Below are 19,066 nucleotides of genomic sequence, written 5' to 3'. Positions count from 1 at the left end.
CGGACGCCCGGCCCGGCAAGGCGGCGCCCTCAGGCCGGTTGATCGAGCAGCAATGCCTCGCCGCCGCGCAGGATCGCCTCCGTCCGGTCGGTGAAACGGCCGTCGCGGCCATGCAGCACCAGTCCGGACCGCAGGCTCAGCGGCGCCTTCGAATCGCGCTGGCCACGGACGATGACGCGCGAGGCCGACTTGCCGGCCGCCGGCCAGAGCGGGAAAACCTCGATTCCCCCCAGATGCCCGGTCATGACGGCCAGAAGGTCAGCCAGCGCATCGGCGCGGTGGATAAAGGTCACGGTGCCTCTCGGCCGCGCCATCGTGCAGCAGAAGCGCACCCAGTCGTCGAGGTCGGAGCCGAGCGTCAGATGCGCCTGCGCCTTGCCGGCATCGGGCGGCGCGGGGCTCGTCGCCGGATCGTGAAAGGGCGGATTGGCGAAGACGTGATGCCAGCCATTGGGCTCAAGCCCCAACGCCGCGAGATCGCGCGGCGAAAGGCCGATATCGCCCTCGACGATCGAAACGCGATCGCCCATGCCGTTGCGTTCGATGTTTTGGCCGGCAAGGCCGACAAGCTCGGGCTGCAATTCGAGGCCTGCGACTTCGAGGCCGGGCACGCGCGCGGCAAGACAGAGGCTCGCGACGCCGACGCCGGCGCCCGCTTCCAGCGCCCGCTCGCCTTCGCGCGCCGGAACGGCGGCGGCCAGCAGCACCGCATCGATGCCGGCGCGATAGCCCTTTTCCGGCTGCAGCAATTTCAGACGGTTGCCGAGAAATCCGTCGTCGGTCGTTGCCGGTGCGATGTCGTCCGCCGCGTTGCCGCTCATCCTTCCTGCCTCACCTCGTCGAGAATTCGCCGCGCCTCGTCATAGTCCTCATCGACCACCATGATACGCTGCGGAAGAATGCCGAGCGAGCGTTGCATGTGTGCGTCCATGCCGAAGCTCTCGATGCCGGCTTCGGTCAGCCGGTGCGTCAGATAGGAGATCAGCACCGGGTCGCCCGTTCTGATCAGCTCTTTCATGCCGCCTCCGTTGTGCAAATTTGCGCATCGCGACAACGCATTTCGCAAGTTCCGCATCTTGCCAGCAGTGCATTGCGACAAATGGCCCCGTCGCGCGCGGGCCCGGCCCTTGCCGCTCGGGGGCCGTCAACCTATGCTTACTCGCAGCAGCATAACACATGCAGGGCATGGAGATTCAGCCCCGCATGCGAATTTTGAGGAGCGGATATTGGGCGTTGTTGTTCCCCTCGAGGAAGAGCGCGGGCGCGGCCAGAACGCGGTCAAGCAGCTTCAGGCGCTGGTGGCCGACGACATGGAGGCCGTCAACGAATTCATCCGTGAACGGATGGCTTCCGAGGTGCCGATGGTGCCGGAACTTGCCAGCCACCTCATCAATTCGGGCGGCAAGCGCCTTCGGCCGATGCTCACCATCGCCGCATCGCGGATGTGCGGCTACAATGGCGACGACCATATCAAGCTTGCGGCGTCCGTCGAGTTTCTGCACACGGCGACCCTGCTTCACGACGACGTGGTGGACGAAAGCGACATGCGGCGCGGCGCCAAGACCGCGCGAATGCTGTGGGGCAACCAGGCGAGCGTTCTCGTCGGCGATTTCCTGCTCGGCCGCGCCTTCAAGCTGATGGTCGAAACGCGGTCGCTCCGCGCACTCGAAATCATCGCCGACGCCGCCTCGATCATCGCCGAGGGCGAGGTGATGCAGCTTGCCGCGGCCAAGGACACCAGCACCACCGAAGACGCCTATCTGCGCGTCATTCAGGCGAAGACGGCGGCGCTCTTTGCCGCCGCCACCGAAATCGGCGCCGTCATTTCGGAGCGCAACGGCACCGAGGCCGCGGCACTCGAATCCTACGGCCGCAATCTCGGCATCGCATTCCAGCTTGTCGACGACGCACTCGACTATGGCGGCCGCGTGGCGGCGCTCGGCAAGAATGTCGGCGACGATTTCCGCGAGGGCAAGATCACGCTGCCCGTCGTGCTGGCCTTCCGGCGCGGCACGGCGGAAGAACGCGCCTTCTGGCAGCGCACCCTGCAGGACGGCGAGCGCGGCGACGGCGATTTCGCGCATGCGGTCGAGCTGATACAGAAGCACGATGCGCTCACCGACACGATCTTGCGCGCGCGCCACTACGGCGCCATTGCAACCGACGCGCTGGCGATCTTTCCCGAAAGCGCCTACCGGCAGGCGCTCACCGATCTCGTCGAGTTCTGCATCAACCGCAATCACTGACGCCGCAGGCAACCGCCCACCAGCCGGGATGCGCGCGCGCAATCGCGGCGGCGGCCGCTTCCGCCGCCGCTTCATCGGCATAGATTCCAAAGCAAGTGGCGCCCGAACCCGACATGCGGGCAAGGCGGCAGCCGGCGCTCGCCGCAAGCGCCGCCAGCACGTCGCCGATTTCGGGCGCGTGCGCCCTTGCCGGCGCTTCGAGGTCGTTCGCCGCGCCGGAGAGCCAGTGCAGCAGTTCTTCCAGCGTTGCAAACAACGGCAAGACTGGCGCTTCCGGCGCGTGCGCCAATGCCGGTGCGGCCAGTGCACGGAAAACCTCCGCCGTCGCGAGCGCAATGCCTGGATTGACCAGCACCAGATGGAAGCGCGGCAACGCTTCGAGGCGGGCGATGTTCGCGCCGATGCCCCACATCAAGGCAGGGGGCGCATCGAGGCAGACCGGCACGTCGGCACCGAGCGCGGCCGCCATCTCGCCGAGCGCCGCCGCACCGGGATCGACGTCCCATAGCCGCACAAGCGCGCGCAACGCCGCCGCCGCATCGGCCGAGCCGCCGCCAATGCCGGACGCAACGGGGAGGTTCTTCTCAAGCGTCAGGCGCGCGCCGGCGTTTGTGCCCGTCCGCTCGCGCAGCAGCCGCGCGGCGCGTAGCACCAGATTGTCGGGATCGCCGCCAAGCGCCGCCGCGAAGGGACCGCGCAGATCGAGCGTCAGGTCGCTCGCGGGTTCGGCGCTCACACGGTCGCCGATGCGCGCGAAGACGACGAGGCTCTGCAGTTCGTGATAGCCGTCGGCGCGGCGGCCGATGACGCGCAGGCACAGATTGATCTTGGCGGGCGCGTCCTCGACGACCCGGCGGCTGTCCTCGCCCGGCACGGCGTCAGAGCCCCTTGGCGTTCGCGGCGGCTTCCTCGCGTTCGGCGCTTTCGGCGGCTTCGAGGCCGAATTCGAGCTTGGCGCGCAGCAGCTTCACCCGCTTTTCCTCCGGGTTCATCGCGAGGGCGTGGTTCCACTGGAAGCGCGCCTCGATCCGGCGGCCGACTTTCCACAGGGCGTCGCCCAGATGTTCGTTGATCGTCGGATCGTCCGGCTGCAATTCGACCGCGCGTTCGAGATATTTGACCGCGAGCGCATATTCGCCGAGCCGGTAGCGCGCCCAGCCGAGACTGTCGACGATGAAGCCGTCGTTCGGGCGCCGCTCCACTGCCTTTTCGATCATCGCCAGCGCTTCATCGAGATGGCGATGCTGCTCGATCCAGGAATAGCCGAGATAGTTCAGCACCAGCGGGTGGTCGTCGGAAAGTTTCAACGCCAGCTTCAGGTCGGTTTCCGCCTTGTCCCATTCGCCAAGGCGTTCGAAGCAGATGCCGCGCGCGTAATAGAGCGTCCATTCGCGATCCGCCGGCGTGCCGGAAAGCGCGATGGCGCGCTCGTAATAGGTCACGGCCTCGGCATAGTTTTCCTTGGCGCGGTAGATGTCGCCGATCGCAACCAGCGGATCGATACGGTCGGGCATGTCGCGCGCCAGACGCCGCAGCAAGGCAACCGCCTCGGTTTCGCGTTCCAGCCTGTCGAGCGCGAGGGCGGTCTGGATGCGCGCATTCATGTAGAGCGGCGAGGCGCGGTCGATCTTGCCGTAGGCGTCGATCGCGTCCTGCCAACGCTTGCGGCTTTCATGGGCGCCGGCGAGCAATGAACGGGCGATGTCGAAGTCGGGACGCAGGTAGAGCGCGAGATGGAGATAGACCTCCGAGAGATCGCTTGATGTGTCCTGCATCAGCGCGCTGCCGAGACCGTAGAGCGCTTCGGCGGCGCCGTCGGAGGCATTGCGTACCTGAGCCGGCAGCGCCTCGCCGCGCGCAAGGCGCGCCAGGTGATCGCGCACCAGCGGATGTTCGGGCGCGAAGACCAGGAAGCCTTCCAGCGCCGCGCGCGCTTCGTCGGTTCGGCCCTGGCGCTGCAGGAAACTCGCATAGGCCTCGACGACACGCACGCTTGAGCCGCCACTGGCGCTCATCGCCTCTGCATAGGCCTCGTTCGCGCCTTCCATGTCTCCCAGCAGGTCCAGCATCAGGCCCTGATGGTAGGCGCGGAACAGCGCGAAGGCCGTGCGGCCCTCGAAGGCGCCGATCTTTTCGAACACCAATTCCTTGTTGCGCTCGCCCGCGGCCGCCCAGGCCGAAGTCAGCGTGCCGACAAGCGCCGTGAAGGGGCCGGGCGCCGATGCCGCGATCTCGTCGCGCGCGGCGGCATAGTTGCCCTTCTTGATGTCCGCCAGCGCCAGCGTCAGGCGCGCCATGCGCTGACCGGGTTCGTTTTCCACCAGCCGTTCGGCCAGCCGGACCGCGCGGTCGATGTCGCCGGCGGCGAGCGACGCCATGAAGGCCCGGTCGAGAACCAGCGGATCGTCGGGTTGGCCGCGCAACGCGGCGTCGTAGAATTCGGCCGCCTTGCGCTGGTCGTTGATCGATGCCGCGTGGCGGCCGGCGAGGTAGGCGCCGTAGGGCGTTTCGCCACGCTTTGCGCCGAGATCGGCGAAAGAGCCGAGCCCCGCGCAGCCGCCGAGCGCCGCCAGCGCCGCGGCCAGCGCGGCGCGCTTCAATCCTTGCCGGAAGTACCTGCCGGTCTTCGGCGCCCTACCTGTCGTGGTGGCCATATGGGGCCCTGCCTCCGAGATTGCCTCGCGCGGCCACCGAAGCGGTAGCCGTCGCAAAGCCTACAGGAGCGCGCGCGCCGGAAACAGGCGCGCCGCCTCACATATTCGGGTAATTCGGCCCGCCCGCGCCCTCCGGCACCACCCAGTTGATGTTTTGCGCCGGGTCCTTGATGTCGCAGGTTTTGCAGTGAACGCAGTTTTGCGCGTTGATCTGGAAGCGCGGATTGGAACCGTCGTCGTCGCGGATCACTTCATAGACGCCGGCCGGGCAATAGCGCTGCGCCGGCTCGTCGAAATTCGGCAGATTGTAGGCGATCGGGATCGCCGGATCCTTCAGCGTCAGGTGAACCGGCTGATCTTCCTCGTGATTGGTGGCCGAGATGAACACCGAGGAAAGTTTGTCGAAGGAAATCTTGCCGTCGGGCTTCGGATAAACGATCGGCTTGCAGGCGCTCGCTTTCTTCAGCGTCGCGTGGTCGGGCTTCTTGTGGCGGAGCGTGAAAGGCAGGCCGAGACCGAGATTGTTCATCCACATGTCGAGCGCGCCGAAGCCGGTACCGAGGAAGGTGCCGAGGCGCGAGAGCAGCGGCTTCACATTGCGGACGCGCTTCAGGTCCTTGTAGACCGCGCTCTTTTCATACGCCTGCGTGTAAGTCACCAGCTCGTCGGCCTGCCGCCCGTCCTTCACCGCCTCGAAGGCGGCCTCGGCGGCCATGATGCCGGTCAGCATCGCGTTGTGGCTGCCCTTAATGCGCGGCACGTTGACGAAACCGGCCGAGCAGCCGATCAGCGCGCCGCCGGGGAAGGTGAGTTTCGGCACCGACTGGAAACCGCCTTCGGTGATGGCGCGCGCGCCATAGGCGATGCGCTTGCCGCCCTCGAACGTCTCGACGATCGAGGGGTGGTGCTTGAAGCGCTGGAACTCGTCGAAGGGCGAGAGATAGGGATTGCTGTAGTTCAGGTGAACGACGAAACCGACCGAAACGAGGTTCTCGCCGAAATGATAGAGGAACGAGCCGCCGCCGGTCGAATTGTCGAGCGGCCAGCCCAGCGTGTGCTGCACGAGGCCCTTGCGGTGCTTCGACGGATCGACCTGCCACAGCTCCTTCAGGCCGATGCCGAATTTCTGCGGCTCGCAGCCTTCATCGAGCTTGAATTTGCGGATCAGCTCCTTCGACAGCGATCCGCGTACGCCTTCGGCGAAGAAGGTGTATTTGCCGCGCAGCTCGATGCCGGGCGTGTAGCTGTCCTTGTGCGAACCGTCCTTGGCCACGCCCATGTCGCCGGTGACGACGCCGCGCACCGATCCGTCCTCGCCGTAAAGCACCTCGGCGCCCGCGAAACCCGGATAGATTTCGACGCCGAGACCTTCGGCCTGTTCGGCGAGCCAGCGGCAGACATTGCCGAGGCTGACAATGTAGTTGCCGTGATTGTTCATCAGCGGCGGGAACAGAATGTTCGGGATGCGCAAGCCGCCGGCCGGTCCGAGATAGATGAAATGATCGGCCGTCACTTCCGTGTCGACAGGTGCGCCCAACTCGCGCCAGTCCGGCAGCAGCGTGTCGAGGCCGATCGGGTCGATCACCGCGCCCGACAGGATATGCGCGCCGACTTCCGAGCCCTTTTCGATCACGCAGACCGACAGGTCGAAATCTTCCGCCGCCGCGAGCTGGCGCAGCCTGATCGCCGCCGACAGACCGGCCGGGCCGCCGCCGACGACAACGACGTCGTATTCCATAAATTCGCGTTCGACCTGCTCGCTCATTCAGCCTCTCCTGCCGCGTCTTTCCGCCTCGCCCGAGGGGCCCCGATATCCGCCCCTGAGCCTCGCAAAATCGGGGTCCGTTATGGTGCGAATGGCCCCGCCGGTCAATATATTGGGCCGCGCCGGACACAGCGCCCCAGTTGCGTGTTATTCTCAACAAAACCGGCGCCGGTTCTTTCCGGAAAGCGCCGGGAAATGCCAGAATGAATAATTGTAGATGCGCGATGGCGAGCGTCAAACCGGCGCCCGACAAACTCTGGAAACCGCAAGGTCAATGAACCGGTCCGGCTCACCGTCCGATCCTCTCGCGCCCGACGAAGCGGCGGCGCTGCTTGCCTTTTATGTCGAGGCAGGCGTCGGCGAGGCATTGTGCGATGCGCCGGTCGATCGCTACGCGCTCGACGAAGCGGCCGCGCCCGCCGCCGACGCGACCCGCGCGGACAGACAAGCGGCGCCGGCGCCCGTTGCAGCCGCGCCGAAGCCCGCGCCGCTGCGCCCGCCCGCCCCCGCCGCCTTGCCGCTCGACGACGCCCGCGCTGCCGAGAGCGCGCGCGAAATTGCTTCGGCCTGCAAGACGCTCGACGAGTTGCGCGCCGCGCTCGAAACATTCGAAGGCTGCCCGTTGCGCTACACCGCGAAGAACCTCGTCTTCGCCGACGGCAATCCGCAAGCGCGCTTGATGCTGGTCGGCGAAGCGCCGGGCCGCGACGAGGATCTGCAGGGCCTGCCCTTCGTCGGACGCGCCGGGCAGTTGCTCGACCGGATGCTCGCCGCGATCGGTCTCGACCGCACGTCCGTCTATATCGTCAACACGCTGCCCTGGCGGCCGCCCGGCAACCGCACGCCGACGCCCGCCGAACATGCGGTCTGCATGCCCTTTGTCGAGCGCCACATCGAACTCGTCGCGCCGGAGGTGCTGTTGCTGCTTGGCGGCGTCTCGGCCAAGCAGTTGCTGCGCACCGACACCGGCATCACCCGGCTTCGGGGCAAGTGGTCGACATATAATTGCGGCGGGCGCGACATTCCGGCGCTGCCGACGCTGCATCCGGCCTACCTGCTGCGCCAGCCGGCACAAAAAAGGCTGGCATGGCGAGACCTTCAATCGCTGAAGGCACGGCTCGACGCGGGGCCCGCCGGTTAACTTTACAGATTTTTTAATGGCCCGTTCCGGTTCTATTCCGGCATCGGCGCTTGCCGGGCGGGGGCCGCGCCGCCAAGATGCCCCCATGAGCGTCTGGGGGACTTTCGGCATATCCGTGGCAACGCGGCGGAGATGGTTTGTGCGTTCGGCCGTCGCGGCCGGGCTCGCCATGCTGATGCTTGCCGCGCCGCTTGCAAGCCCGGCCCAGGCCGAAATACCGGCCGTGCCGCAGGCGCGCATCTGGAGCCCGGAAATCCTGACCGGCGCCGACCGCGAAATTTATCGCCAGATCTTCGCCGCCACCGAGCGCGGCCGCTTCGCGGAAGCCGACAAGCTGACCGCGCAGTTGAAAGACCGCCGCCTGATCGGCCATGTGCTGCATGTCAAATACATGGGCCCGCACTACATCACGCGCTATGCGGAACTGCGCGACTGGATGGCGGCCTATAACGATCATCCCGGCGCCGCCGACATTCACAAGCTGGCGCTGCGCAAGCGTCCGGCCTCGGCCGCGCTGCCTGCCCGCCCCGCGGCCCGTCAATGGCGGCAGCCCGCCCATGCGGTCTATGCGATCGACGACGAGGAAACCGATATCCGCTCGCCGCGCTTCCGCGAAATCGACAGTCAGGTGCGCCGCATGGTGCGCGAGGGCAAGGCGGAAGCCGCGCATGCATGGCTTGCCCGCGGCAATGCGCGCGCTTCGCTCCGGCCTTATGAATATGACCGGATCATGGAGCGCGTCGTCGCCTCCTATTTCCTCGAGGGCGAAAGCGAAAAGGCCTTCGTGCTCGCCAGCGAGATGCTGCGCAACGGCATGCGGCCGCTGCCGCGCGCCGACTGGTATGCGGGGCTCGCCGCGTGGCGGATGGAGAACTACAGCGCGGCCGCGCATCATTTCGGACGGCTGGCGCGCTCGGGCGGGGCCAATGAATGGACGCGCGCGGCCGGCGGCTTCTGGGCGGCGCGTTCGTATCTCGCCGACGGCCAGCCGCAGCATGTCGCGCCGATGCTCGAACTCGCGGCCGATACCGGCGCGACCTTTTACGGGCTGCTGGCGACGCGCCAGCTCGGCCGCGATCTCCGCATCGACTGGATCGAACCCGATCTCGATCCTGCATCCTTCCGCGCGCTGATCGAGAACGCGCAGGTGGCGCGCGCGGTTGCGCTTTTCCAGGTCGGCAAGCGCGAACTGGCGCGCGAGGAACTGATCCGCGCCCATGCCCATATCGATCCCTCGCTCGATCAGGCGCTGATCGCACTCGCCAATGACTTCAAGCTTCCGGCCGTCGAATTGCAGGTCGCCAATGCGGCGCATCTGCCGGCGGTGAAGCGTAACGGCGGACGCATCGCGCTCAATGCCGGCCTTTTTCCGGTTCCCGACTACAAGCCCTCGAACGGCTACAAGGTCGACCGTGCGCTGCTGCTCGCCTTCATGCGGCAGGAGAGCAAGTTCCAGCCCGGCGCGATGTCGCATGCCGGCGCGCGCGGCCTCATGCAGATCATGCCGGCAACCGCCAGCCACATCACGCAGGACCGTTCGCTGGCCCGCGACAATCGCGACAAGCTGCTCGACCCGACCTTCAACGTGACGCTCGGCCAGGAATATCTCGCCGAGCTGATGGGCGCGGGCGAGCCTTACGGCAATCTCTACATGCTGACGACGGCCTATAATGGCGGGCCCGGCAATCTTTCGCGCTGGCTCGAAAGCATCGACTTCAAGGGCGACCCCTTCCTCTTCATTGAGTCGATCCCGGCCGCCGAAACGCGCGGCTATATCGAGCGTGTGCTGACCAATTACTGGATCTACAGCGACCGCCTCGGCACGCCTGCCGGCTCGCTCGACGCGTCCGCCGCCGGCGCTTGGCCGGTCTATGGGCAGGCAACGGGAAGCATCCGTTAGCGCTTCGCGACATTTCCGGCATTTTGGGCTATAGGGTTCGTTCATTCGCCCCGCGAAAGGCCACCCCCATGCCCGGCATCGACGAAACACGCGAATTCATCGCCCTCAACATCGCCGTCCTCACGGTGTCGGACAGCCGCACGCCCGAGACCGATACTTCGGGCGACGTGCTCGTCGAGCGCATCGAAAAGGCCGGACACAAGGTGGCGGCGCGGCGCATCGTGCCGGACGACACGGTCCATATTCGCGGTCAGTTGATGTCCTGGATCGCGGATGAAAGCATCGACGCGGTCATCTCGACCGGCGGCACCGGGCTGACCGGCCGCGACGTGACGCCGGAAGCCTTCAAATCGGTCTACGACAAGGAGATCGACGGTTTCTCGGCGCTCTTCCATCGCGTTTCCTACGAAAAGATCGGCACCTCGACCGTCCAGTCGCGTGCGACCGCCGGCGTCGCCAATGGCACCTTCCTTTTCGCACTGCCGGGCTCGCCCGGCGCCTGCAAGGACGGCTGGGACGAAATTCTCGTCCACCAGCTCGACCACCGCTACCGGCCCTGCAATTTCGTCGAGATCATGCCGCGGCTCGAGGAACACAAGCAGCGGAAGTGAGCGGCGGGTTTTTGCGTGTTGTAAGCGCACGATCCGCGTATCAGGATTCCCTTGCGGCGCGAATCGCCTGCCGCTTTTGCGAGGGGACCCCCATGTTCAAGGAATTCCGCGACTTCGCCCTCAAGGGCAATGTGCTCGACATGGCCGTCGGCATCATCATCGGCGCGGCCTTCACCACCATCGTCAAGTCGCTGGTCGACGACATCATGATGCCGCCGATCGGCGCGCTGATGGGCGGCGTCGATTTCAGCGACTATTTCATCGCGCTGACGCTGGCCGAAAACGGTCCGGCGACGGTCGATGCGGCGAAGGCAGCCGGTGTGCCCGTCATCGCCTACGGCAAGTTCATCAATGCGTTGCTGCAATTTTCGATCGTCGCCTTCGCGCTCTTCCTCGTCATCAAGCAGATGAACGCGCTGAAGGCCCGCATCGCCAAGGGCGAGGCGCCGCCGCCTTCCGCGCCGCCGCGCCAGGAAGTGCTGCTGGAGGAAATCCGCGACGCGCTCCGGGCGAAGAACTAGTCCTTCCGCCGCAGCACATAGAAGACATAGGAATACTGGCCGGGATTGTTCTCGAAGAGGGCAATCTCGGCTTCCTCTGCCGCGAGAACGCTTTCCGCCGCCTCGCCATATGTCTCGCGCATCGCCGCGATCCGCGCCCGCATCGGCGTGTAGTAGTCGGTCCACCAGTCCTCGGGCGGCAGTACCTGCGTCGCGATCACCTCATAGCCTGCACGTTCGGCAGCCGCGACATTGGATGCGATGTTGCCCATATTCGGGTAGGCCTCGTTCCAGAAAATGCGTGCCTCATCCGAGGGCGTATCGGTGAGCCAGGTGCATTCGGTGACGGCCATATAGCCGCCGGGCTTCAGGAAGCGCCGCCAGAGCTTCAGCCCGCGCGCGAAGCCCAGCAGATAGATCGCGCCTTCCGACCAGACGAGGTCGAATTCGCCGTCATGAAAGGGCAGCGCGCCCATGTCGCCGCGCTTCACGACGAGGCGTTCATCGCTCACGCCTTCGCGTTCGGCGCGGGCCGACAGTTTTTCGAGAAACGGTTCGTAGAGATCGACCGCCGTGACGTGACCCCTGGTCAGCCGCAAGAGATCGAATGTCGAGGCGCCCTGCCCGCAGCCGATGTCGAGAATGCGCGCACCCTCAGCCAATTCCGGCAGCATCGACAGCGCCTTCGCCGTCGAGGCAGCGCTGCCCGGCCCGTTGCGCGGCAGCGCGAGCTGCAGGTCGAGAAAGACCTTGAAGGGGTCGAGGTCGCTCATCGCTTTTCCTTCCAGTGCGCGTAGTCGGCGCCGGTGTCGATGTCGGGCAGGCGTTCCAGCAAGGCAAGGCTCATGTTCCGTTCACGGATGTTCTTCGCCGTGTCCGCCAGCGTCTGCGCGCTCGACCAGCGCACGCCCTCGAATATCTCCGGCACACGCGGCCGCCGCTTCAACCCCACCAGCCAGTAGCCGCCGTCTTCGGCCGGACCGAGCACCGCATCGTGCCGCCCGAGCGCCGCGAAGGCTTGCGCGATGTGGCGCCGTTCGATGCCGGGAATATCCGCGCCGATAATGACGACGGGCCCCGGCGGCAGGTCGCGGAAAAGCCGCCCCATGCGGGCGCCGAGATCGCCTGGCCCTTGCGCGATGCGCGGCAGACCGTCCGGCCAGATTCCGGGTTCATGCACCGCGCGGTCGGGCGAAAGCGCCAGCACGGTCCGCCAGCGCGGATCGGGCGCGACGCGGCCGATCAGCGCCGCCGCCGTCGCGCGGAAAAACCGCACCGCCGCCACCGCGCCGATGTCGCGCGCCAGCCGCGTTTTCACGCGGCCGATCTGCGGCGTCTTCGCCATGATCACCAGTTGCGGGTCGAGGGACATCGTCACCCGTAAAGCCGCGCGATCACGCGTGGCGGAACGCGCAGATAGTAAAGCGCGAGGCAGCCGAGATTGCGCAGCGAGCGGGCGATGAAGCCTTCCTTGAGGTAGCGCGCCGGCGACGTCACCGCCAGCGACCGCAACATGACGAGCCGCCGCCGGCCGATGCGGCGCACCAGATCGACATCCTCCATCAGCGGCAGGTCGCGATAGCCGCCGAGCCGGTCGTAGAGCCTGCGGTTCACCAGCAGCCCCTGGTCGCCATAGGGAAGCTTCAGAAGCGCGCAGCGCAAGGCCACCATGAATTCGAGAAAGCGCGCCCATCCCGAAAAATCGTCGAGCGCGAATTTGAATGCCGCCGCCATCTCGTGATCGCGGAAGCGGCCCGCCTCGATCTGCTCGAACAGCTTCTCGACCTCGGCGATCCACGAGGCGTCGAGCACCGTGTCGGCATGGAGAAACAGCAGCCAGTTGCCGCGCGCCGCCGCCGCGCCGGCCGCGAGTTGCGTGCCGCGCCCGCGCTTCGCCTGCACGAGCTTCGCGCCGGCCGCCTCGACGATTTCGAGCGTCTCGTCCGACGACCCGCCATCGACGACGATCACTTCCTGCACCAACCCGCGCACGGCCGCCGTCACCAGCGGCGACAGCGTCCGCGTCAATGTCTGTTCGGCATTCAGGGTCGGGATCACCACGCTCAGCATGGCGCGCAACATAGCGGGCGGGCGAGTTTTTTCAAAACCGGCCGCCGCGTGCCCGTCATCGCGGCCGGATCTCCGTTCCGATGCCGGCGGTGATGAAGACCGCGCTTGCCTTGCCGTCGATATCGGCGGTGTGCCAGACACCCGGCGCGTTGATCGCGTATTGGCCGGCCTCGAGCGTGACCGTCGTCACGCCCTTCGGCGTCTCCTGATGCAGCACCAGCCGCCCCTCGACGCAGAGCACGACTTCCGCGCCTTTCGGGTGCATTTCCCAACTGTCCCAGGGTGCCGCGAAAGTATGCATCGAGACGAGGCGACCCTCGGCGCCGTCGCTTTCGTGGCGCGCGCCGTATTTCTCGTACCAGCCGATGTCTCCGGTGAATTCGGGTTCGATCTCGGCCGTCGCGCCGAGGCCGAGATGGACCGGGTTTTTCGCCATCCGATGGATGCTCATCGCTTCCTCCTGCATTCCGCGGCCTTATCCTCGCGCCAGCCTAGCGGCGGCGGCAGTCATCGACAATGTTCTTGTTATGTTCTGTAAATCTGCTATCTTTCTTCCATGTCTTCGAGTCGCGAACCAGCGCCCCCCGGCCGCTCCGCCCCCCACCCCGCCAATTCCCCGATTGGCCCCCGGGCGGCAGACGGCCCGGAAACACGGACCCGGTCCCCGTCCCCCGCGGGGTCCGCCTCGTACCCCCCGAGGGTCCGTGCCACCCCTCTGCCCGAGAACGGCCGCCGCGGCCGGGGTGCGCTGACGAACGGGAGCGGCCGCTACGAGCCGCAGGCGCGCGAGGCGCTCGACGACGGCTGGGGCGCGCTCGACGCGCCGGCGCCGCTGAAAACCGAAGTCACCTCCGAAAATGCCCGCGCGGTGCTGACGCGTAATTCCTCGCCCGACCTGCCCTTCGACCGCTCGATCAATCCCTATCGCGGCTGTGAGCATGGCTGCATCTACTGCTTCGCGCGGCCGACGCATGCTTACATGGGCCTCTCGCCCGGCCTCGATTTCGAGAGCCGTCTCTTCGCCAAGCCCAATGCCGCGGCGCTGCTGGAGAAAGAACTGGCGCGGCCGGGCTATGAGCCGCAGCCGATCGCGCTCGGCACCAACACCGATCCCTATCAGCCGATCGAGCAGCGCTACCGCATCACGCGGAGCCTTCTCGAAGTGCTGTCGGCCTATAACCACCCCGTCACCATCGTCACCAAGTCGGCGCGCGTCACCCGCGACATCGACATTCTTTCCTCGATGGCCGAACGCAATCTCGCCAAGGTCTATCTGTCGATCACGACGCTCGATGCGAAGCTCGCCCGGACGATGGAGCCGCGCGCCTCGACGCCGTCGCGCCGCATGGAAGCGATTTCGATGCTGGCCCAGGCCGGCGTCCCCACCGGCGTCATGGTCGCGCCGGTCATCCCCGCGCTCACCGACAGCGAAATGGAAAAAATCCTGACGGGCGCGGCCTATGCCGGCGCGAAGGAGGCCGGCTTCATCGTGCTGCGCCTCCCGCTCGAAATCAAAGACCTCTTCCGCGAATGGCTCGCTGAAAACAAACCCGACGCCGCCGCCCATGTCATATCGCTGATCCGCCAGATGCGCGGCGGCAAGGATTACGACGCCGAATGGGGCAAACGCATGCGCGGCGACGGCCCCTACGCCTGGCAGATCGCCCGCCGCTTCGAACTCGCCACCAAAAAACTCGGCCTCGTCAAAAAGAGCGGTGAGCTCGACAACACCCGCTTCATGGTCCCCGGCCGCGGCAAACAACTGGCGCTGCTTTAAGGAAGATTTTGCACGCGAAGGCGCGAAGACGCGAAGGATATGAAGATGCGAAAGAGATTGGCGGCGAGAGGATGGTTGCGCCTTCGGCGCGAAGACACTTCCGGCGCGTAGCGCCAGAAAGACTTTTCTTTCTTCTTCGCGCCTTCGCGCCTTCGCGTGCAAATCCTTTCTTTCCTGCAAACTTCGGATAAGCAAGACGAGTGGGTCATGGAAAATTCGATGGACGGGCTGGAAGAATTGTCGGCCGAAATCGTCGACGCAGCACTAAAATTGCACAAGGGACTCGGGCCCGGATTGCTCGAGTCTGTCTACGAAGCTGTACTCGAACGCGATCTGAGGCGACGCGGATTGAAGGTGGAGAGGCAGAAACCTCTCTCTTTCGAATACGACGGAATGGAGTTCGCCGATACGTTGCGGATTGACCTGCTTGTCGATCAACGCATTATTGTGGAAATCAAATCGGTCGAACGTTTGCTTCCAGTCCACCCCAAGCAGGTGTTGACGTATCTCCGGTTGCTTGATCTTTCGATGGGCTTTTTGATTAACTTCGGCGCGCCGACGCTCAAGGAAGGACTGCACAGGATCGTGAACGGCCATGTTCCCTCCGCCGCTTCGCGTCTTCGTCTCAACCGGATGTCTGTCTAGCCATTCCCTTGCCCTTGCGGCACACTCCGCTTCATGCCGCGCGCGCCGTCACCTTTGCCCGATTTCCGCTTCGAACTTGAGGCCGGGCATCCGCGTCTTGCCGTTTGCGGCGTCGACGAGGCGGGGCGTGGGCCCTGGGCGGGGCCGGTGGTGGCGGCCGCCGTCATTCTCGACGCCGCTTGCATTCCACCCGGCCTCAACGACTCGAAAAAACTCGATGCCGCGCGCCGCGAAAGCCTGTTTGCCGCGCTCGAAGCCTCAGCCGTCATCGGCATCGGCGAAGCCAGCGTCGCCGAAATCGACCGTCTCAACATCCTGCAGGCAACCATGCTGGCGATGCGCCGCGCCGTCGCGGCGCTCGCCGTCCCGCCCGCCTTCGCCCTGATCGACGGCAACCGTCTGCCCGCCCTTCCCTGCCCGGCGCGCGCTATCGTCAAGGGCGACGCGCTGTCGCTGTCGGTCGCCGCCGCCTCGATCGCGGCCAAGACCGTCCGTGACCGGACGATGTGCGAACTTGCCGAAATCCATCCCGGTTACGGCTTCGAGCGCCACAAGGGCTACGGCACGGCCGCGCACGCGCAAGCGCTTTTACGCCTCGGGCCTTCGCCCGCGCATCGAACCTCTTTCGCGCCGATACGCAAGATGTTGAGTCCCGCCGCCTGAGGGGGACTCGATCTTGTGTCCCGAATCCGTTAACCTCTTGATTCAAAAAGCTTATTGACCGCGATTCCGCGCCGACTCATCATGCCCCCCAATCCGGCGGTGGAACCGGAAGCATGTTCAGTAACAGGGGTGTACCGTGGGGCGCGTCAATCTCCGGGCCGGGCAGAAAAGCGCCGGCAATCCGGCCGAGACCATCATTCAGGGCGATTGCATCGCGGCGATGAACGCATTGCCCGAAAAGTCGGTCGATCTCGTTTTCGCCGACCCGCCCTACAACCTGCAGCTCGGCGGCGAGCTGACGCGGCCCGACCAGTCGAAGGTCGATGCGGTCGACGACGACTGGGACAAGTTCGCGAGCTTCGCCGAATACGACCGCTTCACGCATGACTGGATGAAGGCGGCGCGGCGCGTCTTGAAAGACACCGGCGCCATCTGGGTCATCGGTTCCTATCACAACATCTTCCGCGTCGGCGCGACGATGCAGGATCTCGGCTTCTGGGTGATGAACGACGTCGTCTGGCGCAAGTCGAACCCGATGCCGAACTTCCGCGGCACGCGCTTCACCAATGCACATGAGACGCTGATCTGGGCGACGCGCGACGCCGATCAGAAGAAATACACCTTCAACTACGACGCTATGAAGGCCCTGAACGACGATCTGCAGATGCGTTCGGACTGGCTCTTGCCGCTCTGCACCGGCGGCGAACGCCTGAAGGATGGCGACGGCGGCAAGGCGCATCCGACGCAAAAGCCCGAGGCGCTTCTCCACCGCGTGCTGCTCGCGACCACCAATGCCGGCGACACCGTGCTCGATCCCTTCTTCGGCACCGGCACCACCGGCGCCGTCGCCAAGAAGCTCGGCCGCAAGTTCATCGGCATCGAGCGCGAGGCGCGCTACATCAAGGTCGCGCGCGAACGCATCCGCCTGGTCAAGACCGGCGCCGCCGAGGACCTGAAAGTCACGACCTCGAAAAAAGCCGAACCGCGCATTCCCTTCGGCACGCTGGTCGAGCGCGGGCTGCTTGAGGCCGGCGACACGCTTTACGATCCGGCGCGCCGCCACGCCGCCCGCATCCGCGCCGACGGCTCGATCGTCTGTCGCGATGCGTCGGGCTCGATCCACAAGATCGGCGCCCATGTGCAAGGCCTCGACGCCTGCAACGGCTGGACCTTCTGGCACTTCAAGACCGACGGCAAACTGAAACCCATCGACATATTGCGGCAGAAGGTCCGCGCGGAGATGGGGGAAGGGTGAGAGGCGGTTCGCGCAGCGAGCGAAAAGGTCCGGTGGACCTTCTCGAGCCTCGAACGCCCTGAGCCATGCGAAGGGCCGGGCCGATCCGCCTACGGATAAAACCTCACCGCTTCGCGAACAGCGGCCCCGCCTCCGGCATCGCATGTGCCGCGACCTTCCGCATCACGGTCGGAAGGGCCTCGCCATGCAGCTCGTCGAGCGGCACCCAGCGCCCTTCCGCCCCGGGGACAAGTTTTTTTCGCGTCGCGGCGGTGAAAACGCTCAGTTCGAGATCGAAATGGGTGAAGCTGTGGGTCACCAGACCGGGGACAAGTCGCCATTCGGCGGTGGTTGGCGCATGGGGATAAGCCCAGTCGAAATCGGTTTGTGACAGTTTTTTGACAGTTCGATGACAGTCACTCCTGTCCCAGGGCGTTCCGGGCACTTCCATCATGCCGCCGAGAAGCCCCTTGTCGGCCCGCCGGCGCAGCCAGACATGGCCATTCCGGGTCAGCCAGAAGCAGGCGCCCTGCCTTGCCGGCTTCGGCTTTTTCGGCGCGCGGGCGGGGCGCAGGCCTTGCGTCCCGTTCGTCCGCGCGTCGCATAAGTCATTGATCGGACAGCGATTACAGGCGGGGCTTTTCGGCGTGCAGACGGTCGCGCCGAGGTCCATCATCGCCTGCGCGAAGTCGCCGGCGCGGGTGTCCGGCGTCAGCGTCTCGGCGGCCTTGCGGATCTCGGGCTTTGCCTTTGGCAGCGGCGTTTCGATGTCGAAGAGCCGCGCCACCACGCGTTCGACATTGCCGTCGACCACCGTCGCGCGTTTGCCGAAAGCGATGGCGGCGATCGCGGCGGCCGTGTAGGGGCCAATGCCGGGGAGGCGTCCAAGTCCTTCCATATCCTCGGGAAATTTCCCTCCGTGGTCGGACGATATGGCTTTCGCGCAGGCATGCATGTTGCGCGCGCGGGCATAGTAGCCGAGCCCCGCCCAGGCCTTCATCACATCGTCCTGCGGCGCCTTCGCAAGCGCCTCCACCGTCGGCCAGCGCTTCAAAAAGCCCATAAAATAAGGCCCGACGGTTGCCACCGTCGTTTGCTGCAGCATGATTTCGGAAAGCCACACCGCATAGGGATCGGCCGCCTCGCCGCTCCGCGCGCGCCAGGGCAACACGCGCGCATGCTTGCCGTACCAGGCGAGCAATTTCGGCGCGGCCTGTTTTTCCTTGTATTCCGGGGCTTTTCTGGCGTTTTTCGGCATGCTCCAGTCATCGCGCGAAAGGGCATCGCAGGTCAATTCGCCTGTCCGGCAAAATCGATGCAGAATGCGCGCATGAACGGCATCCTCGGAAATCGCGTCGCCTCGCGGCGCTACAGTCCCGCGCCCGTCGGCGCACGGATCGGCGCCATCGCGCATGCGGCCTTCGCAAAGCGCGGTTTCACACAGTCGCATGTGCTGGCGCATTGGCCGGAGATCGCGGGCGCCCAGCTCGCCGAATTTTCGTCGCCCGAAAAGCTAATCTTTCCAAGGGCTTCCGGAGAGGGCGCCCGGCGCGACGGGGCGACGCTGGTGGTCCGTGTCGACGGGCCCATCGCCGTCGAGATCCGGCATCTCGAACCGCAGATCGTCGAGCGTATCAACAGCTATTACGGGCACAGCGCCGTCGCGAAGCTGAAGCTCGTTCAGGGGCCGCTGCCGGTGAAGCACGGACCGCGCCTCCGGCGGCTCCGGCCGCTCTCGGCGGATGAGCGCGCGGCCCTGGCGCAAGAGCTTGAAAAGATTGAAGAACCGGCGTTGAAAGCAGCGTTGGCGAAGCTCGGCGAGCGGGTGGTCGGCGCGCGCCGGCCCCGCTGAGGCGGTCG

Annotated in this window: 20 protein-coding genes; 10 read left to right on the top strand and 10 right to left on the bottom strand. The window is 65.8% G+C overall.

Features of this window, described 5'->3' with window-relative positions; translation table 11 throughout:
- Positions 1 to 29: 29 nt before the first annotated feature.
- The gene (locus KF719_RS14135) at positions 30 to 821 is read right to left on the bottom strand and encodes a methyltransferase (protein ID WP_293509351.1); all 792 of its coding nucleotides are present in this window, start codon (positions 819 to 821) and stop codon (positions 30 to 32) included.
- Positions 818 to 1,018 carry a DUF2007 domain-containing protein gene (locus KF719_RS14130; protein ID WP_293509349.1) on the bottom strand — a complete coding sequence of 67 codons (201 nt, stop codon included), beginning with the start codon at positions 1,016 to 1,018 and terminating at the stop codon, positions 818 to 820. The genes KF719_RS14135 and KF719_RS14130 overlap by 4 nt, the downstream gene beginning before the upstream one ends.
- A gap of 208 nt (positions 1,019 to 1,226) precedes the next feature.
- Between KF719_RS14130 and KF719_RS14125 the strand changes: the two genes are divergently transcribed.
- Positions 1,227 to 2,246: a polyprenyl synthetase family protein gene (locus tag KF719_RS14125; protein ID WP_293509348.1), complete on the top strand. Its 1,020-nt coding sequence runs from the start codon at positions 1,227 to 1,229 to the stop codon at positions 2,244 to 2,246.
- Here the strand turns inward: KF719_RS14125 and KF719_RS14120 are convergent.
- The 3 genes from KF719_RS14120 to KF719_RS14110 all read right to left on the bottom strand — a co-directional run bounded on the left by KF719_RS14120 (position 2,230) and on the right by KF719_RS14110 (position 6,665).
- Positions 2,230 to 3,120: a 4-(cytidine 5'-diphospho)-2-C-methyl-D-erythritol kinase gene (locus KF719_RS14120; protein WP_293509347.1), complete on the bottom strand. Its 891-nt coding sequence runs from the start codon at positions 3,118 to 3,120 to the stop codon at positions 2,230 to 2,232. The two genes, KF719_RS14125 and KF719_RS14120, sit on opposite strands and share 17 nt — an antisense overlap.
- Positions 3,121 to 3,124: 4 nt before the next feature.
- Positions 3,125 to 4,900, bottom strand: coding sequence for a tetratricopeptide repeat protein (locus KF719_RS14115; RefSeq protein WP_293509346.1), 1,776 nt, complete (start codon positions 4,898 to 4,900; stop codon positions 3,125 to 3,127).
- Between the two features lie 97 nt (positions 4,901 to 4,997).
- Positions 4,998 to 6,665 carry an electron transfer flavoprotein-ubiquinone oxidoreductase gene (locus tag KF719_RS14110; RefSeq protein WP_293509345.1) on the bottom strand — a complete coding sequence of 556 codons (1,668 nt, stop codon included), beginning with the start codon at positions 6,663 to 6,665 and terminating at the stop codon, positions 4,998 to 5,000.
- 274 nt (positions 6,666 to 6,939) lie between these two features.
- On the opposite strand from KF719_RS14110, the gene KF719_RS14105 reads away from it, so the two are divergent.
- The 4 genes from KF719_RS14105 to mscL all read left to right on the top strand — a co-directional run bounded on the left by KF719_RS14105 (position 6,940) and on the right by mscL (position 10,838).
- Positions 6,940 to 7,806 carry a uracil-DNA glycosylase gene (locus KF719_RS14105; protein WP_293509344.1) on the top strand — a complete coding sequence of 289 codons (867 nt, stop codon included), beginning with the start codon at positions 6,940 to 6,942 and terminating at the stop codon, positions 7,804 to 7,806.
- A 139-nt stretch (positions 7,807 to 7,945) separates the two neighbouring features.
- Positions 7,946 to 9,706, top strand: a complete 1,761-nt coding sequence (locus KF719_RS14100) for a lytic transglycosylase domain-containing protein (RefSeq protein ID WP_293509343.1) — start codon at positions 7,946 to 7,948, stop codon at positions 9,704 to 9,706.
- A gap of 68 nt (positions 9,707 to 9,774) precedes the next feature.
- Positions 9,775 to 10,317: a molybdenum cofactor biosynthesis protein B gene (gene moaB, locus KF719_RS14095; RefSeq protein ID WP_293509342.1), complete on the top strand. Its 543-nt coding sequence runs from the start codon at positions 9,775 to 9,777 to the stop codon at positions 10,315 to 10,317.
- A 92-nt stretch (positions 10,318 to 10,409) separates the two neighbouring features.
- On the top strand, positions 10,410 to 10,838 hold the full coding sequence (gene mscL / locus KF719_RS14090; RefSeq protein ID WP_293509341.1) for a large conductance mechanosensitive channel protein MscL: 429 nt from the start codon (positions 10,410 to 10,412) through the stop codon (positions 10,836 to 10,838).
- Here mscL and KF719_RS14085 read toward each other — a convergent pair.
- The 4 genes from KF719_RS14085 to KF719_RS14070 are packed head-to-tail and all read right to left on the bottom strand — an operon-like array spanning position 10,835 to position 13,338.
- Positions 10,835 to 11,590, bottom strand: a complete 756-nt coding sequence (locus KF719_RS14085) for a class I SAM-dependent methyltransferase (protein ID WP_293509340.1) — start codon at positions 11,588 to 11,590, stop codon at positions 10,835 to 10,837. The genes mscL and KF719_RS14085 overlap by 4 nt on opposite strands.
- Complete coding sequence (locus KF719_RS14080; protein WP_293510664.1) at positions 11,587 to 12,189, bottom strand: TIGR04282 family arsenosugar biosynthesis glycosyltransferase; 603 nt, start codon at positions 12,187 to 12,189, stop codon at positions 11,587 to 11,589. The genes KF719_RS14085 and KF719_RS14080 overlap by 4 nt, the downstream gene beginning before the upstream one ends.
- 2 nt (positions 12,190 to 12,191) lie before the next feature.
- Positions 12,192 to 12,887, bottom strand: coding sequence for a TIGR04283 family arsenosugar biosynthesis glycosyltransferase (locus KF719_RS14075; RefSeq protein ID WP_293509339.1), 696 nt, complete (start codon positions 12,885 to 12,887; stop codon positions 12,192 to 12,194).
- A gap of 55 nt (positions 12,888 to 12,942) precedes the next feature.
- Entirely contained in the window at positions 12,943 to 13,338 is a 396-nt protein-coding gene (locus tag KF719_RS14070) for a cupin domain-containing protein (RefSeq protein WP_293509338.1), read from the bottom strand.
- A gap of 105 nt (positions 13,339 to 13,443) precedes the next feature.
- Between KF719_RS14070 and KF719_RS14065 the strand changes: the two genes are divergently transcribed.
- The 4 genes from KF719_RS14065 (at position 13,444) to KF719_RS14050 (ending at position 17,227) form a co-directional block, all read left to right on the top strand.
- Complete coding sequence (locus KF719_RS14065) at positions 13,444 to 14,664, top strand: PA0069 family radical SAM protein (protein ID WP_293509337.1); 1,221 nt, start codon at positions 13,444 to 13,446, stop codon at positions 14,662 to 14,664.
- 219 nt (positions 14,665 to 14,883) lie between these two features.
- Positions 14,884 to 15,309, top strand: a complete 426-nt coding sequence (locus KF719_RS14060; protein WP_293509336.1) for a GxxExxY protein — start codon at positions 14,884 to 14,886, stop codon at positions 15,307 to 15,309.
- Between the two features lie 33 nt (positions 15,310 to 15,342).
- The gene (locus KF719_RS14055; RefSeq protein ID WP_293509335.1) at positions 15,343 to 15,972 is read left to right on the top strand and encodes a ribonuclease HII; all 630 of its coding nucleotides are present in this window, start codon (positions 15,343 to 15,345) and stop codon (positions 15,970 to 15,972) included.
- A gap of 136 nt (positions 15,973 to 16,108) precedes the next feature.
- Positions 16,109 to 17,227, top strand: a complete 1,119-nt coding sequence (locus KF719_RS14050; protein ID WP_293509334.1) for a site-specific DNA-methyltransferase — start codon at positions 16,109 to 16,111, stop codon at positions 17,225 to 17,227.
- Positions 17,228 to 17,330: 103 nt separating this feature from the next.
- Here the strand turns inward: KF719_RS14050 and mutY are convergent, their stop codons facing one another.
- Positions 17,331 to 18,500, bottom strand: coding sequence for an A/G-specific adenine glycosylase (gene mutY, locus KF719_RS14045; protein WP_293509333.1), 1,170 nt, complete (start codon positions 18,498 to 18,500; stop codon positions 17,331 to 17,333).
- 21 nt (positions 18,501 to 18,521) lie between these two features.
- Here mutY and KF719_RS14040 point away from each other — a divergent pair, with 21 nt between their 5' ends.
- Positions 18,522 to 19,058: a DciA family protein gene (locus KF719_RS14040; protein WP_293509332.1), complete on the top strand. Its 537-nt coding sequence runs from the start codon at positions 18,522 to 18,524 to the stop codon at positions 19,056 to 19,058.
- Positions 19,059 to 19,066: the final 8 nt, after the last annotated feature.

The organism is Parvibaculum sp., from assembly GCF_019635935.1.
Taxonomy (GTDB): domain Bacteria; phylum Pseudomonadota; class Alphaproteobacteria; order Parvibaculales; family Parvibaculaceae; genus Parvibaculum.
The sequence above is the reverse complement of the archived record's forward strand: the minus strand, read 5'-3'. Positions and strand labels throughout refer to the sequence as shown.

What these genes read in the sequence shown, in the direction of transcription:
- KF719_RS14135 (WP_293509351.1), bottom strand. Translation starts at nt 821, where the DNA reads ATGAGCGGCAACGCGGCGGACGACATCGCACCGGCAACGACCGACGAC.
- KF719_RS14130 (WP_293509349.1), bottom strand. Translation starts at nt 1,018, where the DNA reads ATGAAAGAGCTGATCAGAACGGGCGACCCGGTGCTGATCTCCTATCTG.
- KF719_RS14115 (WP_293509346.1), bottom strand. Translation starts at nt 4,900, where the DNA reads ATGGCCACCACGACAGGTAGGGCGCCGAAGACCGGCAGGTACTTCCGG.
- KF719_RS14110 (WP_293509345.1), bottom strand. Translation starts at nt 6,665, where the DNA reads ATGAGCGAGCAGGTCGAACGCGAATTTATGGAATACGACGTCGTTGTC.
- KF719_RS14105 (WP_293509344.1), top strand. Translation starts at nt 6,940, where the DNA reads ATGAACCGGTCCGGCTCACCGTCCGATCCTCTCGCGCCCGACGAAGCG.
- moaB (WP_293509342.1), top strand. Translation starts at nt 9,775, where the DNA reads ATGCCCGGCATCGACGAAACACGCGAATTCATCGCCCTCAACATCGCC.
- mscL (WP_293509341.1), top strand. Translation starts at nt 10,410, where the DNA reads ATGTTCAAGGAATTCCGCGACTTCGCCCTCAAGGGCAATGTGCTCGAC.
- KF719_RS14085 (WP_293509340.1), bottom strand. Translation starts at nt 11,590, where the DNA reads ATGAGCGACCTCGACCCCTTCAAGGTCTTTCTCGACCTGCAGCTCGCG.
- KF719_RS14080 (WP_293510664.1), bottom strand. Translation starts at nt 12,189, where the DNA reads ATGTCCCTCGACCCGCAACTGGTGATCATGGCGAAGACGCCGCAGATC.
- KF719_RS14075 (WP_293509339.1), bottom strand. Translation starts at nt 12,887, where the DNA reads ATGCTGAGCGTGGTGATCCCGACCCTGAATGCCGAACAGACATTGACG.
- KF719_RS14070 (WP_293509338.1), bottom strand. Translation starts at nt 13,338, where the DNA reads ATGAGCATCCATCGGATGGCGAAAAACCCGGTCCATCTCGGCCTCGGC.
- KF719_RS14065 (WP_293509337.1), top strand. Translation starts at nt 13,444, where the DNA reads ATGTCTTCGAGTCGCGAACCAGCGCCCCCCGGCCGCTCCGCCCCCCAC.
- KF719_RS14060 (WP_293509336.1), top strand. Translation starts at nt 14,884, where the DNA reads ATGGACGGGCTGGAAGAATTGTCGGCCGAAATCGTCGACGCAGCACTA.
- KF719_RS14055 (WP_293509335.1), top strand. Translation starts at nt 15,343, where the DNA reads ATGCCGCGCGCGCCGTCACCTTTGCCCGATTTCCGCTTCGAACTTGAG.
- KF719_RS14040 (WP_293509332.1), top strand. Translation starts at nt 18,522, where the DNA reads ATGCAGAATGCGCGCATGAACGGCATCCTCGGAAATCGCGTCGCCTCG.